Source organism: Parvibaculum sp., assembly GCF_030694575.1.
Taxonomy (GTDB): domain Bacteria; phylum Pseudomonadota; class Alphaproteobacteria; order Parvibaculales; family Parvibaculaceae; genus Parvibaculum.
Genome location: NZ_JAUYUS010000134.1, coordinates 1 through 14651, shown reverse-complemented (window position 1 = coordinate 14651; position 14651 = coordinate 1). Strand labels below are relative to the sequence as shown.

Here is a 14651-nt window from a genome sequence, read left to right as displayed (position 1 = left end):
GGCGCAAAAGCATCGAGGTGACACCCGTGATCTTCTGGATGGCAAGTGCGCTCGCATTGGCGTTCGCTTATCTCCTCGGTTCCACGCCCACAGGCTATCTGGCGGGGAAGCTGCTCAAGGGCATCGATATTCGGGAGCACGGCTCCGGATCCACTGGCGCAACGAACGTGCTGCGAACCCTGGGTAAATGGCCGGCACTGGTGGTGCTGCTGGCGGATGTGCTGAAAGGCGCGGCGGCGATCGTCTTCACCCTCTGGTTTTATCCGTGGCTCTACAAATTGCCGTCCGTCACGCCACCGCCGGCGCTCGATCTGCAAACCTTCGTGCCATGGGCGGTTTGCCTGGCTGGACTTGCCGCATTGCTGGGACACAGCCGGTCGGTCTGGCTGAATTTTACAGGCGGGAAATCCATAGCGGCGGGGCTGGGTGTGTTGCTGGCGATGTCATGGCCCGTGGGTTTGGGTGGGCTGGCGGTCTTTGGCGTCGCACTGGCTATATTCCGGTTTGTTTCCCTTGGCTCGATGCTGGCGGCGTTAACCGCCATCGCCCTCGTCTGCGCCATGGAGCAACCCTTGCCCTATCGGTTGTTCGTGATCGCAGGTGCCACTTACGTGATTGCGCGCCATCGGGCGAACATTCGGCGGCTGTTGGCGGGAACGGAACCGCGCCTCGGGCAAACGGCAGCGCCGACGCGCTAGCACGCAACCGGATGTGAATTGATGCATCGGGCCGCGCGCCCTCACTCCTTCGGAAAGTCGAGCCCCATCTCGCGATAGCGTTCCCGGTCGTCCGACCAGTTCTCGCGCACCTTCACGAACAGGAACAGGTGAACGCGGCATTCGAGCATCTGCTCGAGTTCCTCGCGCGCAAGCTGGCCGATCGTCTTGATGGTCTGCCCGCCCTTGCCGAGCGCGATCTTCTTCTGGCTGTCGCGTTCGACGAAGATCACCTGCTGGATGCGGATCGAGCCGTCCTTCTTCTGCTCCCAGCTTTCCGTCTCCACCGTCAGCGAATAGGGCAGTTCGTCGTGAAGCCTGAGAAAGAGCTTCTCGCGCGTCACCTCCGCCGCGAGCGAGCGCAGCGGCACGTCCGCCGCCTGGTCTTCGGGGTAATGCCACGGACCGGGCGGCATCAGCCCGGCGAGGTATTTCTTCAGATCCGCCACCCCGTCGCCCTTCAGCGCCGAGATCATGAAGGTCTCGGTGAAGATGCCGGTCTCGTTCAGCGCCGCCGCCGTCTTCAGCAGCTTCTCGCGCGGGGCCGCGTCAACCTTGTTCAGCACAAGGATGGCTTTCCGCCCCTGCGACTTCAGTCCGTCGATGATCCGGTCCACGTCGCTGTCGCGTCCGCTCTCCATGTCGACCATCAGGATGATGAGATCGGCGTCCCCCGCCCCGCCCCAGGCCGCGTCCACCATCGCCCTGTCGAGCCGCCGCTTCGGCTTGAAGATGCCGGGCGTGTCGACGAACACGATCTGCGTGTTGCCCTCCATCGCGATGCCGCGGATGCGCGCCCGCGTCGTCTGCACCTTGTGGGTGACGATCGCGACCTTCGATCCGACGAGCTGGTTGAGCAGCGTGGATTTCCCCGCATTGGGCGCGCCGATGATCGCGACGAAGCCGCAGCGGGTTATCCCCGCCTTGCCGGTATCCTCGCCGCTCTCGGGAGGGTTCTCTTTCGGGGTCTCATTCGTCATTGTGACATTTTCTTGACAGTTCGATGACAATCACCTGGTTTCACTCTTCGGCGGACCATACGCCCAATGCCTCGAGCATTGCGCGCGCCGCCGTCTGTTCCGCTTGCCGTTTCGAATTTCCCTTGGCCCTCAAGGGCTTGGCTTTGCCGGTCGAAACCTCGACCGTGAATTCGGGAGCGTGATCCGGCCCGCTCCGGCCGATCAGCGCATAGGTCGGCACGCCTTGCCCGCGGGCCTGCGCCCATTCCTGTAATGCCGTCTTCGCGTCCTGTGGAATTATACTAGATTTTTCAACGAGATAGGACCACTCCGCCTCGATGAAACGCGCCGCCGCCTCGATCCCGCCATCGATATAGAGCGCCGCGATCACCGCCTCGCAGGCATCGGCAAGAATGGCGGATTTCCGCCTTCCGCCGGCCTTTTCCTCGCCCGCGCCCATGATGATCGCGTCGCCGAGGCCGATCCGCTCCGCCACCTCCGCGCATGCTTCCTTGCGCACCAACGCATTGAAACGAATGGCCAATTCGCCTTCGTCCGCCTGCGGAAAATCGTGCAGAAGCCGGTCCGCGATGACGAGGCCGAGCACGCGGTCGCCGAGAAATTCAAACCGCTGGTAGTTCGGGCCGTCGGCGCTCGGATGCGTCAGCGCCCGCGTAATGAGCCCCAAATCCTTGAAATCATGGGCTAAACGGGCCTGGAGCCTGGCGTTCAATCGACCCATTTGGCGATACGGCCCCAACGGATCGCGGACGGCCAGTTCCACACTTGCCAGAACGACGAGCTGCCGTCGGCCGAGAAAAAGATGATCTGCGCCTTGCCGATCAGGTTCTCGAACGGCACGTAACCCACTGAATCCGCTACGCGACTGTCGCTCGAATTATCGCGGTTGTCGCCCATCATGAAGTAGTGGCCCTGCGGCACGATATAGAGGCCGGTGTTGTCCCACACGCTGTTCCTGTTCATGTCCAGCGTGATGTAGGAGACGCCGTTCGGCAGCGTTTCCCTGTATTGCGGCACGCGCCGCACATTGCCCGCCGCGTCGCGATAGATGAAATCGTCGACGCGCACGCGCGGCACGGCCCGGTCGTTGAGATAGAGAACGCCCTCTTTCATCTGCACCGAGTCGCCCGGTAACCCTATGACACGCTTGATGAAATCGGTGTGGTTGTCGCTCGGCTGCTTGAACACGGCGATGTCGCCGCGCGTCGGCTGCGCGCCCATCAGGCGGCCGCTGAAGAGCGGCGGGCTGAACGGCAGCGAGTGCTTGGAATAGCCATAGCTGTATTTCGAGACGAACAGATAGTCGCCCACCAGCAGCGTCGACTCCATCGAACTCGACGGAATGAAAAAGGGCTGGAACAGGAAGGCTCGAATGAAAAGGGCGATAAGCAGCGCATAAACGATGGTGCGCGCGTTCTCGGCCACGGAGCTGCCGCGCAGCTTCTTCGCGTTCTCGCTCATCGTCATCTTCCAGCTCCTGCCCGCCATCGGCGGCTTTCTCCCGAAAACGGCGGACCATACCACAATAAAACGGCCCGTCGCCCCTCAAGACTCAAGGCTTCGATACCACCGAAATGATGACGAAAGCCTGCGCCTGCGGGTGATCGTCGGTAATCGTCAGATGGATGACGGGCGTCATGCCCTCCGGCGTCATCTCCTTCAGCCTCTCCAGCGCACCACCCGTCAGCGCCATGGTCGGCTGCCCGCCCCGCAGGTTCACGACCCCCATGTCCTTCCAGAAAACGCCCCGCCGCATCCCGGTTCCGAGCGCCTTGGAGCAGGCTTCCTTGGCCGCGAACCGCTTGGCGTAGGACGCCGCCCGCATTCGCCGTCCTTCGGATTTCTGCCTTTCGACATCGGTGAATATCCGCTCGACGAAGCGGTCGCCGAAGCGGTCCAGCGTCTTCTGAACCCGCCGAATATCGATGATGTCGTTGCCGATGCCGATAATCATGCGCGGTCCTTCGCGCCGGCGTTTTCGGCGCCCGCGCCGCGTCGCGCTTCGTCCATGGCATGCCGCATCTGTTTGATGCTCGCGTCGAGACCGATGAAGATCGCTTCGCCCACCAGGAAATGGCCGATATTCAGCTCCGCAAGCTCCGGCATCGCCGCCACCGGCGCTACCGTGTCGAAGGTCAGCCCGTGGCCTGCGTGAACCTCGAGACCGAGTTCCGCCCCCTCCCGCGCGGCTGTCGCGAGCCGGGCCAGTTCCGCGTCGCGCTTGGCGCTTTCCCGCGCCAGCGCCGCGTCGCAATAGGCACCCGTATGAAGCTCGACCACAGGCGCGCCGAGCGAGCGCGCGGCTTCCAGTTGTCGCCGGTCCGCGTTGATGAATAGCGAAACGCGAATGCCGGCTTCGCTCAACCGGTCGACGATCGGCTTCAGGTGATTGTGCAACCCGGCCGCATCGAGCCCGCCTTCCGTCGTCACTTCCTCGCGCCGCTCCGGCACGATGCAGCAGGCATGGGGTACATGGCGAAGCGCAATGCTGAGCATTTCCGGCGTCGCCGCCATTTCCAGATTGAGCGGCAGCCCGATCTCGCCCATCAGCCGCGCGATATCGGCGTCCCGGATATGACGCCGGTCCTCGCGCAGATGCGCCGTGATGCCGTCGGCGCCGGCGGCCGCCGCCAGTTCGGCCGCGCGCACGGGATCGGGATGATCGCCGCCCCGCGCGTTACGGATCGTCGCCACATGGTCGATATTGACCCCGAGCCGGAGATATCCGGACGCTCTTTCACTCATGTCGCGCACCCCCGTTCAAATCCCCGCCCGGCGAAATGTCCACGCCGTCGCGGCGCATCAGCACGCGCTCGGCAAGAAGCTTTCGTCTCTGCACCTGATAGGCCTCGACGCCGCTCCGCACGACCACATAGGACACGCATCCGAACACGATCCCGACCGGAATGGCACCCACCGTAAGCGGCACCAGCAGCGGCAAAATCATGTCGAAGGCCCGATCGCTTTGCAGCGTCTCCGCGATGTTGGGATCGGCGGCAACGGGCGAACCCATCATGTACCGCCCGACCTCGTAGACCACGAACCAGATTGCCGGAAAGGTGAGCGGGTTTCCGACAAAGGTACCGATCGCGGACGCAATCAGATTGCCGCGCAATATCCATGCGACCAGCATGGCGAGCAGAATGTGAAAGCCGAGAAACGGCGTGCAGGACGAGAAGACGCCCGCCGCGAAACCGAGCGCAACGGCATGGGGTGTACCCGACAGCCGCCAGACGCGCCGCCACCCGTACTGAAGCGTGCGCTTCCAGCCGGAACGCGGCCAGAACGCCTCCTTCAGTTTCTCGATCGGATGAAGTTCGACTCTGCGGCGGAACAAATGCGGCGCTCCCTCACGCGATATGCCGGCTGCCCGGCTTTTCCGCCGGCAGCGCCGCGAGGTCCTTCGGCAGCTTGTCCGCCGGATAGGCCGGAATGGAAATCTGCGCGAGCGAGATGAGCTTGGTGCCGACCTTCGCCTTGCCGCCCGACCTGTCGATCAGGCAGGCGGCGGCCACCACTTTCGCACCCGTCTTGCGGATCGCCTCGATGCACTCGCGGGACGAAAGCCCCGTGGTCACGATATCCTCCACCATCACGACGCGCATTCCCTTCTTCAGCGGAAAGCCTCGGCGCAGAACGAATTCGCCCTGCTCCCGCTCGACATACATTGCCGGCACCTTCATATAGCGCGCGGTTTCGTAGCCGGGGATAATGCCGCCCACTGCGGGCGAAACGATGGCATCGACAGGCCCCTTCACCTCTTCGAGGATTTTCGCCGCCAGCGCCTTGCAGAGCCGTCCGGTCCGGGCCGGGCTCATGAAAACCAGCGCTTTCTGCAGGAAAACCGGGCTGTGCAGACCGGACGAGAGGATGAAATGCCCCCTCAGAAGCGCACCCGCCTTTTCGAATTCCTTGAGAACCTTTTCTTGATCCATTTTTTCACCGCTCGGGAAGTGGGGGGAGAACGCACCGTCAGCGGCGCGGACGGACAACACTGTTGACACAAGACAAGCCGTTGAGCGCGGACATGACCCGCGTCAGATGTTTGACGTCGCGAACTTCCAGATCGATCTGGATGTCGTAGAAATCGGTATCGCGCTGGGCCAGCGAAAGATTGGCGATGTTGCTGCCGTAATCCGCGATCAGCGTCGAGATATTGGCAAGCGATCCGACCTCGTTTTTCGCGGTTACGCGCAGCCGCGCCGGAAATGTCTGCGGATTTTCCGGATCGATGTCCCACGTCGCATCGATCCAGCGCTGGGGCTCGCCGTCGAATTCCTCCAGCGCGGGCGTATCGATCGGATAAATGGTGATGCCTTCGCCGGGCATCATGATGCCGACGATGCGCTCCCCCGGCAGCGGAAACATCTCCGGCGCAAATCGGGTCGCAAGCCCCGCTGCAAGCCCGGTAACGCGCACAGGTCCGCCGCGCTCGTCCTTGCCGTTCATCTTCCCGCCGCGCCTGCGGCCGCCCTTGGGCGCAGGCTCCGTGGGATAGACGACCTGCAACACCTGCGGCGCGCTCAATGTTCCGTCGCCGACCGAGGCGAGAAGTTCGTTGAGGTCGCTCCTCCGCAGCGGTCCAAGCGCGCGCTCGAGAAGCGTATCCGTCGCCTCCTTGCCCGCTTGCTCGAACGCATTCTTCAGGATTTGCCGGCCGAGACGGCTGAATTCCGCCTGTTTGGTCGCACGGATCGAGCGGCGGATCGCCGAACGCGCCTTGCCTGTCGCGACGAACGCCTCCCACGCGGGAGAGGGACGCTGCGCCTGCGAGCGTATAATCTCGACCTCGTCGCCGTTTTCGAGCCTGGTACGCAACGGCATGTGCCGGCCGTTGATCTTGCAGCCGACGCAGGTGTCGCCGATCTCGGTATGAACCGCATAGGCAAAATCGATCGGTGTCGCACCGCGCGGCAGCGTGATCAGAAGCCCGTTCGGCGTGAAGCAGAAGACCTGGTCCGAGAACATCTGGAGCTTCGTGTGCTCCAGGAATTCCTCTGGCGTACCGCCGTGTTCCAGCATCTCGATAAGCTGCCGGAGCCACCTGAAAGTGCCCGCGAAATCACCCGAAGTCTCGTCGTCCTCGCCGTTGACCTGGCCTTCCTTGTAGAGCCAGTGCGCGGCGATGCCGTACTCGGCGACCTCGTGCATTTTGCGTGTGCGTATCTGCACTTCGGCGCGTTTCTTCTGCGGCCCGATCATCGTCGTGTGGATCGAGCGATAGCCGTTCGCCTTGGGCGTCGAGATGTAGTCCTTGAAACGCCCCGGCACCATCGGCCAGTTGGTATGGAGAATGCCGACCGCGCGGTAGCAATCCGGCAGTTCGTCGACCACCACGCGAAACCCGAAAATATCCGAAAGTTGTTCAAGCGAAATGGCCCGCCGCTCCATTTTGCGCCACATCGAATAAGGCCGTTTTTCGCGCCCGATCACCTCGCAGGAAAGCCCTTCCTCGTTGAGCTTGGCCTTGATCTCGTCGGCGATCAGCTTGACCGTATTGCCGCTTGCCTCGCGAAACTCGTTCAGGCGCTTCAGCAGCGCCTCGCGGGCCTCCGGGTTCAATTCCTTGAAGGCAAGGTCTTCCAGTTCCTCACGCACTTCCTGGATGCCCATGCGGCCCGCGAGCGGCGCGTAGATTTCCATCGTCTCCAGCGCGATGCGCTGCCGCTTGTCGGCGGAGGAAATGAAGTGGAGCGTGCGCATGTTGTGCAGCCGGTCGGCCAGCTTCACCAGCAGCACGCGGATGTCGTTCGACATTGCGAGCAGGAACTTGCGGAAATTCTCCGCCTGCTTGGAGCGTTCGGAGGTCAGTTCGAGCCGCGTCAGCTTGGTCACGCCGTCGACGAGCCCCGCCACCTGCGGCCCGAAAAGCTTCGTCAGCTCCTCCATCGTCGAGCCGGTATCCTCGATCGTGTCGTGCAGCAGCGCCGTCACGATGGTCGCGGTGTCGAGCTTGAGGTCGGTCAGGATGCCGGCCACTTCGATCGGATGGGAAAAATAAGGGTCGCCGCTCGCCCGCTTCTGGTTGCCATGCTGCTTCATGGCGTAGACATAGGCACGGTTGATCAGGGCTTCGTCCGCCTTCGGATCGTAGCCGAGCACGCGATCTACGAGCTCATACTGGCGCAACATGCCTGTTAGTCTCCTGCGGCCTCTCTTGCGAAGTTCCTAACGCTCTTGGCCGCCTCAAACAAAAAGCGCCGCCCCTTACCTTTCGGCCGGGCGGCGCTCAAACCGATTGACGTCTGCGTCGGGCCTGAGGACGTAAATCCGGCCCTCCTCGCCCGCTCTCAGTCTTCCCCGTCCATATCGTCGGCGTCGGCGGACTTCTGCTGCGGCGAGTCGATCTGGCTCTGGATCGCGCGCAACAGGTCTTCCTCGCTCATCCGTTCGCCGCCGCCCTCGGCCGCACCGAACGTGTCTTTCACTTCGCCGGCGGCCTCGCCGGACATCAGAAGCTGCATCTGCTCGACTTCCGGCTCTTCCGTCTCGACCCGGCTCTGCATGCTGCCGATAAGGTCTTCGCGAAGGTCCTCCGGCATGATCGTCCGCTCGGCGATTTCGCGCAACGCCACGACGGGGTTCTTGTCGTTGTCGCGGTCGACGGTCAGTTCGGCGCCCGCCGACATGGCGCGCGCCCGGTGCCCCGCGAGCAGAACGAGCTCGAAGCGGTTCGGCACCTTGTCGACGCAATCTTCAACGGTCACTCGGGCCATTGCAAAACTCCAGTATGGCAGGATCCTGATTTGGCCCTGTATGTAGGGTCTGGAACACAGGAAAGCAAGCAGTAACAGGCTCTTACGAGCGTAACTGTGACGATTTTAACCGCTCTATGCCCGCCAGTCCCCCGGGGCCGAGCGATGCGATCAGCCGCTGGACGCTCTCCCCCGTCACCGGATGGCGCCAGCGCGGCGCCACATCCCGAAGCGGCAGCAGCACGAAACCGCGCGCCGCAATGCCCGGATGCGGAAGGGCAATCGGCAGCTTGCCCGCCCCGGCATCGGCGCCCCGCTTCCCCTCGGCCGGGATTATCATTCCGCGATAATCCAGCAGGTCGATGTCGAGAGGCCGTGGTGCCCATCGCTCCCGCCGGACCCGGCCGAAAATCGCCTCAATCCGGTGTAAAATATCGAGCAATGCTTCCGGCGGTACAGCGGCTTCGACTACCGCCACAGAATTCACATACTCCGGCTGTATATAAGACGACAATGCGGGGGTCTTGTAGAAGGGCGCGCAACGCACGATCCGGATCCCGAACGCCGGCATCAGGGCAAGCGCCGCCATCAGCGTGCGCGCCGGCCCGCCATGAACGCTCGGCATATTTCCACCGAGCGCCACAAGGATGCCCGGAATGGAGGATGTGCTATCGCCAGCCATGATTCACCGGTGAAAAGGCCCGGCCCCGAAGCGGCATGCTTGCGGAATCATGGACTTCGGTCGTAATTCTCTTGCCGGATTTCGGCCTCTTGCAGCGGTCGGCATTTGAATTTTCATCGTCACCACATTGGTACCCGGGAGTTTTCACGATGATCTTTTATCCCAATGAGCGGATTGCACTCTTCATCGATGGCGCCAACCTTTATTCGGCGGCGCGCGGCCTCGGCTTCGACATCGATTACAAACGCCTTCTGGACCATTTTCGCACCAAGGGCGTGCTGGTCCGCGCCTTTTACTACACCGCCCTCCTTGAGGATCAGGAATATTCTCCCCTTCGTCCCTTGATCGACTGGCTCGACTACAATGGCTATGCCGTCGTCACCAAGCCCGCCAAGGAATTTACCGACGCGACCGGCCGTCGCCGCATCAAGGGCAACATGGATATCGAACTCGCGATCGACGCGCTCGAGATTGCGGACAAGCTCGACCATCTCATCCTTTTCTCGGGCGACGGGGACTTCCGGCGTCTCGTCGATGCCGTCCAGCGCAAGGGCAAGCGCGTCACCGTCGTTTCAACCATGCGCAGCCAGCCGCCCATGATCGCGGACGAATTACGCCGCCAGGCGGACCAGTATGTCGAACTCGAGTCGCTCCGCGACACGGTCGGCCGCAGCCATACGGACCGTCCGGCGGCACCTCTCCGCAACGACGACGACTACGAGTATGACGACGAGGACGAGGACGATCTTGAGCGTCCGGCGCGCGCCTGAGGGCGCGCCGATGCCCGCCCCCGCCCAATTGACGCCCGTTGCTCCCGAAGCGCCGCTCGACTGCCCGCTCTGCCCGCGTCTCGTGGCCTATCGGCAAGACAATGACAGTGCGCACCCGGACTGGTTCAACGCGCCTGTCCCGTCCTTCGGCACCGGCGATGCTCGCCTGCTGATTGTCGGCCTGGCGCCGGGCGTCCAGGGGGCGAACCGTACCGGCCGGCCTTTCACGGGCGACTATGCGGGCGATCTCCTCTACGCCACGCTGCTCGAATTCGGCTTCGCGCGCGGCACCTACGGCGCTCGCCCCGATGACGGGCTCGAGCTGGTCGGCGCGATGATTACCAATGCCGTACGGTGCGTGCCGCCGCAGAACAAGCCGACGCCCGCCGAGGCCAAAACCTGCCTTCGGTTTCTGTCTGCCCGCATCGAGGCCCTGCCGGACCTCCAGGCCGTTCTGGCCCTCGGACGCATCGCCCACGACGCGGTGCTCTCGGCGCGGGAATTGAAACGCTCGTCCGCGCCGTTCGGCCATGGCGCCCAACACGATCTCGAGCAGGGTTTAAGGCTTTTCGACAGCTATCACTGCTCGCGCTACAATACGAATACGAGGCGTCTCACACCGGATATGTTTCGCAGCGTCTTCGGCGATGTCCGGGCCTATCTTGACGGCAAGGGCCGCTAGCCCTTCTCCCGCATCAGCCGTGCCTTGTCGCGCTCCCAGCTCCGCTCTTTCAGCGTTTCGCGCTTGTCCGCAAGCTTCTTGCCCTGCGCAAGCCCGATCTCGACCTTCACCCGCCCCTTGTCGGTGAAGTACATGCGCAGCGGCACCACGGTCATGCCCTGCCGCTGCACCGCCGCGGCAAGCTTCTCGATTTCCCGCTTGTGCAGCAGCAGTTTTCGCGGCCGCCGGGTCTCGTGGTTGAACTGGTTCGCCTGCAGATAGATCGGGATATAGGCGTTGACGAGCATCACTTCGCCCGCACGCGTCACCTGGGCATAAGCCTCGTTGAGACTCCCCTGTCCTGTTCTCAGCGACTTGACCTCGCTCCCCTTGAGCTCGATCCCGGCTTCGAACGTCTCGCTGATGCTGTAGTTGAAGCGCGCCTTGCGGTTATCCGCAATGATTTTCCGGCCGTCTCCGGCCTTCTTCTTGGCGCCGCCACTCTTGGAGGACATAGCTCCTCAATTTCCCTTCCGGCACATCAGTTGATGAGCCCGGCGCTGCGCATCGCGGCCATAACCTTCTGCTCGGCCGCGGCACTTGCCGGGACAAGCGGCAGCCTCAATTCGTTGGCACAGAGCCCAAGCAGGTTCGCCGCATACTTTACGGGCGCCGGATTCGGGTCGACGAACAGCGCGTTGTGAAGCGGAATCAGCCGGTCCTGGAGTTCCAGCGCCTTCCGGTAATCGCCGTCGAGGGTCGCCTCCTGAAATGCCGAACAAAGCGCCGGTGCGACATTGGCCGTCACCGAAATGCAGCCCACGCCGCCATGCGCGTTGAAGCCGAGCGCCGTCGCGTCTTCACCCGACAACTGGCAGAACTCCGGGCCCATTTCCTGCCGCTGCAGGCTGACCCGCGCGAGATTGGCCGTCGCATCCTTCACCCCGACCACGTTCTTCAACTCGAAAAGCCGCGTCATGGTTTCAAGGGAAATATCGACGATGGTACGCCCAGGGATATTGTAAAGGATGATGGGAATATCGACCGCGTCGTTCACCGCCTTGAAGTGGGCATAAATGCCCTCCTGCGACGGCTTGTTGTAATAGCCCGTCACGCTCAAGACCGCATCGGCGCCGACCTTCTTGGCAAACCGGGTCAGTTCGATCGCTTCCACCGTATTGTTGGAGCCGGCCCCGGCAATGACCGGCACCCGCCCCTTCGCGGTCTTCACGCACAGCTCGACCACCCGCTTGTGCTCGTCATGGCTGAGGGTTGGCGACTCGCCAGTCGTCCCGCACGGGACCAGCCCATGCGTGCCCTGCTCGATCTGCCACTCCACCAGTTTCACGAACGCAGCCTCATCCACCGCGCCGTTCCTGAACGGCGTTATGAGCGCGACATACGATCCCTTGAACATGGCTTTAGCTCCGTTGCCCGGTTTCCGCGGGCGAAGTTCCATCGGCTGGTTCCGAAGGCGCGCAAGATAACCATAAGTGACCGCCCCAGCAAGAAAACTGCCCGTTTCCTCGCTTGCGGCCTATTGCGGCGCCTGTTAGCACATAGGTAGTCTTGATGGTGGATAATCTGACGTAAAAGAGCTGCCGCGTCCGATGGTCCGGCGCGGGAATAACGGACCGGAGGCACCCCATGACGGGGAAAGCTTCAGGTGGTCCGGAACCTCTGATTTTCGGGTTTGGCGCGTGGGCGGTTTGTCCGGCTTGAGTTATCGGCTTCTTGTAGCTGCCACTGCGGCGGCAAGCATGCTCGCCTGCACGGTTGCCAACGCCTCCACGTTGCCCCTGCCTCGTCCCAACGGCGGCGTCCCTTCTGTTGGCCTTTCCGCCGTTTCCTCGCCGCCCGTGGCCTCGTCCGCGTCGCCGGCCAGCACTTATTCCCGGCTCGGCGCGAGCGATCTCGCCGCTTTGCGCCTGGCGTTTTCCGAAATGGACCGGGGAAACTGGGGCGCGGCAACCCAGTATGTCTCGCGGATTTCCGATCCCGCCGCGGTGAAGCTCCTGACGTGGACGCGCCTGCTCTCGGACAGCAGCAATGCGACATTCGCAGAACTCGTCGCCTTCCGCGACCATAACCCGGACTGGCCGCGCCGGCATGTGCTGGCGCTTCGGGCTGAAAACGCGCTTCTTTCCTATCCCATGTCGAACGACGACGTGGTCGCGTGGTTCAGTGCAAATCCGCCTCGGGCCGGCGAAGCGCGCATCCGCTATGGCAAGACCCTGATCGATGTCGGCCGCGAAAAGGAGGGTGCGGAATGGATTCGCAAGGCCTGGATCGAGAATGATTTTTCTTCTCGCCGCCAACAGGAAATTCTGAAGACCCTCGGAAGCTATCTGAACGGGGAAGCCCAGCAATCCCGCCTCGCGCGTCTGCTGTGGGAACAGCGTACCGGCGACGCACAGGTAACGGCCGCCCTGATGGGCGCCGAGGTTCGCGCACTCGCCGACGCACGCATCCAGCTCATTTCAGGGTCGAGCAAGGCTCAAGCTGCTCTCTCGCAGGTTCCGGCAGCACTCCGCGCCGACCCCGGCCTTCTCTACGATCAGGTTCGCTACGAACGCCGCCGCGGCAATGAGCACACCGCCCTGCCGCTGCTTCTCACCGCACCCACCGAACCGCACAAGATGGTCCGGCCGGACAGCTGGTGGGTGGAACGCAAGATACTCGCCCGCAAAGCCCTTTCCGGAGGCCTCTATTCGGAGGCCTACCAGATCGCCGCCGGCAGCGGCCTCTCGGAAGGTGTCGATTTCGCAGAGGCCGAATTCATGGCCGGCTGGATCGCGCTTCAATACCTGAACAAAGCCGATGAGGCGCTCGTCCATTTCAGAAAACTCGACGCCGGTGTGTCGACACCGATCAGCAAATCGCGCGCGCAATACTGGTCCGGTCGCGCCGCCTCCGCAGCCGGAAAGAAAGACGACGCCACGGCCTATTACCGCGCGGCGGCGGCCTATTCGACCACGTTCTACGGTCAGCTCGCGATCGCGGCCCTGGGTGGGGCGGGCGGCGACGGCAAACTGCATCTGCCGAAAGATCCGCCGCGCAGCGCCGATGCCCGCGCACGGTTTGCAAAGCGCGAGCTGGTGCATGTCGCAAACATCCTGCAAGACCTCGACCGCCAGCAGCAGCGCTGGATATTCATGCTGCACCTCGCGGATATCATCGACGATCCGGAAGAACTCGCGGCCCTTTCCGATATGGCATTGAGCTTCGGCGACCAGAAGCTGTCGCTGCGCATCGCCAAGGCAACATCGCTCCGGAACATTGTACTTCCCGGATACGCCTATCCGACGTCGAGTATGCCGCAATGGACGCATCGCGGACCGCCCGTCGAGAAGGCGCTCGTCTATGGCCTTTCGCGGCAGGAAAGCGAGTTCGACCCGCAGGCATTGAGCCCGGCGGGCGCCCGCGGTCTGATGCAGCTCATGCCGACCACCGCCCGCATGGTGGCAAAGCAGGTCGGTCTGCCCTATGCCCCCGGCAAGCTGACCGACCCCGTCTACAACGCGACGCTCGGCGCGGCCCATCTCGGCGATCTCGTCGAGAACGAGTTCGGCGGCTCCTACATCATGAGCATCGCCGCCTATAACGCCGGTTCATCCCGCGTCCGGCAATGGGTTACCCAGTACGGTGACCCACGTTCTACCGCCGTGGATCCGATCGACTGGATCGAGAGCATTCCATTCTCCGAAACGCGCAACTATGTGCAGCGCGTGATGGAAAACATGGAAGTTTATCGCGGCCGCTTGAGCGGCACGGTCGAGCCGGTCCGTATCGACGAGGATTTGCGCCGCCATACAGGCGCGCCGATCACGGCACCGGCACCCGCTCCGCGCCTGACGAACGTACCCCTCGCTCCGCCACCCGTCGGCACGATCACCGCGCCCTTGGTGACGCCAGCATCGAACGCCCCTGCGCCGATGGCTCCGCCGGGCTCGCCCGCAATGGCGCCTGTCATCGAAGCGGGGGACGGGCACGGCCCGACGACGGTCGTCCGCTGACCGCTGTCTTGCTGCCGCCGCATTGCCCGGCCATGATCCCCCGTCACATGCTGCCCGGAGATCGTCATGGCGCTTCCCTACCGTGAGCTTTTTTACACCAGCCAGGATGGCCTCAGGCTTTTCGCCCGCGA

The 14651-nt window shown here is 63.1% G+C and carries 16 protein-coding genes; 4 read left to right on the top strand and 12 right to left on the bottom strand.

Translation table 11 applies throughout. The features are described 5' to 3' along the window. Positions 1-26 precede the first annotated feature (26 nt). Positions 27-698, top strand: coding sequence for a glycerol-3-phosphate 1-O-acyltransferase PlsY (plsY, locus tag Q8S60_RS18435; RefSeq protein WP_305278134.1), 672 nt, complete (start codon positions 27-29; stop codon positions 696-698). A gap of 41 nt (positions 699-739) precedes the next feature. Here the strand turns inward: plsY and era are convergent, their stop codons facing one another. The 10 genes from era to folK all read right to left on the bottom strand — a co-directional run bounded on the left by era (position 740) and on the right by folK (position 9073). Then, positions 740-1696 (bottom strand): GTPase Era, encoded by a 957-nt coding sequence (era, locus tag Q8S60_RS18430; RefSeq protein ID WP_305278136.1) that lies wholly within the window; start codon positions 1694-1696, stop codon positions 740-742. Between the two features lie 40 nt (positions 1697-1736). Beyond that, positions 1737-2417, bottom strand: a complete 681-nt coding sequence (gene rnc, locus Q8S60_RS18425; protein WP_305278137.1) for a ribonuclease III — start codon at positions 2415-2417, stop codon at positions 1737-1739. Further along, on the bottom strand, positions 2405-3184 hold the full coding sequence (lepB, locus tag Q8S60_RS18420; protein WP_371134399.1) for a signal peptidase I: 780 nt from the start codon (positions 3182-3184) through the stop codon (positions 2405-2407). Before lepB ends, rnc begins: the two co-directional genes overlap by 13 nt. Positions 3185-3248: 64 nt before the next feature. After that, a complete protein-coding gene (acpS, locus tag Q8S60_RS18415; RefSeq protein ID WP_305278138.1) occupies positions 3249-3650 on the bottom strand; it encodes a holo-ACP synthase in 402 nt (133 codons plus the stop codon). Next, positions 3647-4441, bottom strand: a complete 795-nt coding sequence (locus Q8S60_RS18410) for a pyridoxine 5'-phosphate synthase (protein WP_305278139.1) — start codon at positions 4439-4441, stop codon at positions 3647-3649. The genes acpS and Q8S60_RS18410 overlap by 4 nt, the downstream gene beginning before the upstream one ends. Further along, positions 4434-5033: a DUF2062 domain-containing protein gene (locus Q8S60_RS18405; RefSeq protein WP_305278140.1), complete on the bottom strand. Its 600-nt coding sequence runs from the start codon at positions 5031-5033 to the stop codon at positions 4434-4436. Before Q8S60_RS18405 ends, Q8S60_RS18410 begins: the two co-directional genes overlap by 8 nt. Before the next feature lie 13 nt (positions 5034-5046). Continuing rightward, complete coding sequence (gene pyrE / locus Q8S60_RS18400; protein WP_305278141.1) at positions 5047-5631, bottom strand: orotate phosphoribosyltransferase; 585 nt, start codon at positions 5629-5631, stop codon at positions 5047-5049. 37 nt (positions 5632-5668) lie between these two features. Then, positions 5669-7828 carry a bifunctional (p)ppGpp synthetase/guanosine-3',5'-bis(diphosphate) 3'-pyrophosphohydrolase gene (locus Q8S60_RS18395; protein WP_305278142.1) on the bottom strand — a complete coding sequence of 720 codons (2160 nt, stop codon included), beginning with the start codon at positions 7826-7828 and terminating at the stop codon, positions 5669-5671. A gap of 158 nt (positions 7829-7986) precedes the next feature. Continuing rightward, positions 7987-8412 carry a DNA-directed RNA polymerase subunit omega gene (gene rpoZ, locus Q8S60_RS18390; protein ID WP_305278143.1) on the bottom strand — a complete coding sequence of 142 codons (426 nt, stop codon included), beginning with the start codon at positions 8410-8412 and terminating at the stop codon, positions 7987-7989. Between the two features lie 82 nt (positions 8413-8494). Continuing rightward, positions 8495-9073: a 2-amino-4-hydroxy-6-hydroxymethyldihydropteridine diphosphokinase gene (gene folK, locus Q8S60_RS18385; RefSeq protein ID WP_305278144.1), complete on the bottom strand. Its 579-nt coding sequence runs from the start codon at positions 9071-9073 to the stop codon at positions 8495-8497. A gap of 152 nt (positions 9074-9225) precedes the next feature. Between folK and Q8S60_RS18380 the strand changes: the two genes are divergently transcribed. Next, on the top strand, positions 9226-9843 hold the full coding sequence (locus Q8S60_RS18380) for an NYN domain-containing protein (RefSeq protein WP_305278289.1): 618 nt from the start codon (positions 9226-9228) through the stop codon (positions 9841-9843). 10 nt (positions 9844-9853) lie between these two features. Next, a complete protein-coding gene (locus tag Q8S60_RS18375) occupies positions 9854-10525 on the top strand; it encodes a uracil-DNA glycosylase (RefSeq protein WP_305278290.1) in 672 nt (223 codons plus the stop codon). On the opposite strand, the gene smpB is transcribed toward Q8S60_RS18375, so the two are convergent. After that, the gene (gene smpB, locus Q8S60_RS18370) at positions 10522-11019 is read right to left on the bottom strand and encodes an SsrA-binding protein SmpB (RefSeq protein WP_305278145.1); all 498 of its coding nucleotides are present in this window, start codon (positions 11017-11019) and stop codon (positions 10522-10524) included. The two genes, Q8S60_RS18375 and smpB, sit on opposite strands and share 4 nt — an antisense overlap. A gap of 26 nt (positions 11020-11045) precedes the next feature. After that, a complete protein-coding gene (gene dapA / locus Q8S60_RS18365; RefSeq protein ID WP_305278147.1) occupies positions 11046-11921 on the bottom strand; it encodes a 4-hydroxy-tetrahydrodipicolinate synthase in 876 nt (291 codons plus the stop codon). Positions 11922-12222: 301 nt separating this feature from the next. Between dapA and Q8S60_RS18360 the strand changes: the two genes are divergently transcribed. Continuing rightward, positions 12223-14520 (top strand): lytic transglycosylase domain-containing protein, encoded by a 2298-nt coding sequence (locus Q8S60_RS18360; protein WP_305278148.1) that lies wholly within the window; start codon positions 12223-12225, stop codon positions 14518-14520. Positions 14521-14651: the final 131 nt, after the last annotated feature.

Excerpts from the sequence above, each read along its gene's own strand:
- rpoZ (WP_305278143.1), bottom strand. The coding sequence starts at position 8,412 with ATGGCCCGAGTGACCGTTGAAGATTGCGTCGACAAGGTGCCGAACCGC.
- lepB (WP_371134399.1), bottom strand. The coding sequence starts at position 3,184 with ATGGCGGGCAGGAGCTGGAAGATGACGATGAGCGAGAACGCGAAGAAG.
- era (WP_305278136.1), bottom strand. The coding sequence starts at position 1,696 with ATGACGAATGAGACCCCGAAAGAGAACCCTCCCGAGAGCGGCGAGGAT.
- pyrE (WP_305278141.1), bottom strand. The coding sequence starts at position 5,631 with ATGGATCAAGAAAAGGTTCTCAAGGAATTCGAAAAGGCGGGTGCGCTT.
- folK (WP_305278144.1), bottom strand. The coding sequence starts at position 9,073 with ATGGCTGGCGATAGCACATCCTCCATTCCGGGCATCCTTGTGGCGCTC.
- acpS (WP_305278138.1), bottom strand. The coding sequence starts at position 3,650 with ATGATTATCGGCATCGGCAACGACATCATCGATATTCGGCGGGTTCAG.
- Q8S60_RS18410 (WP_305278139.1), bottom strand. The coding sequence starts at position 4,441 with ATGAGTGAAAGAGCGTCCGGATATCTCCGGCTCGGGGTCAATATCGAC.
- Q8S60_RS18375 (WP_305278290.1), top strand. The coding sequence starts at position 9,854 with ATGCCCGCCCCCGCCCAATTGACGCCCGTTGCTCCCGAAGCGCCGCTC.
- dapA (WP_305278147.1), bottom strand. The coding sequence starts at position 11,921 with ATGTTCAAGGGATCGTATGTCGCGCTCATAACGCCGTTCAGGAACGGC.
- rnc (WP_305278137.1), bottom strand. The coding sequence starts at position 2,417 with ATGGGTCGATTGAACGCCAGGCTCCAGGCCCGTTTAGCCCATGATTTC.
- smpB (WP_305278145.1), bottom strand. The coding sequence starts at position 11,019 with ATGTCCTCCAAGAGTGGCGGCGCCAAGAAGAAGGCCGGAGACGGCCGG.
- Q8S60_RS18395 (WP_305278142.1), bottom strand. The coding sequence starts at position 7,828 with ATGTTGCGCCAGTATGAGCTCGTAGATCGCGTGCTCGGCTACGATCCG.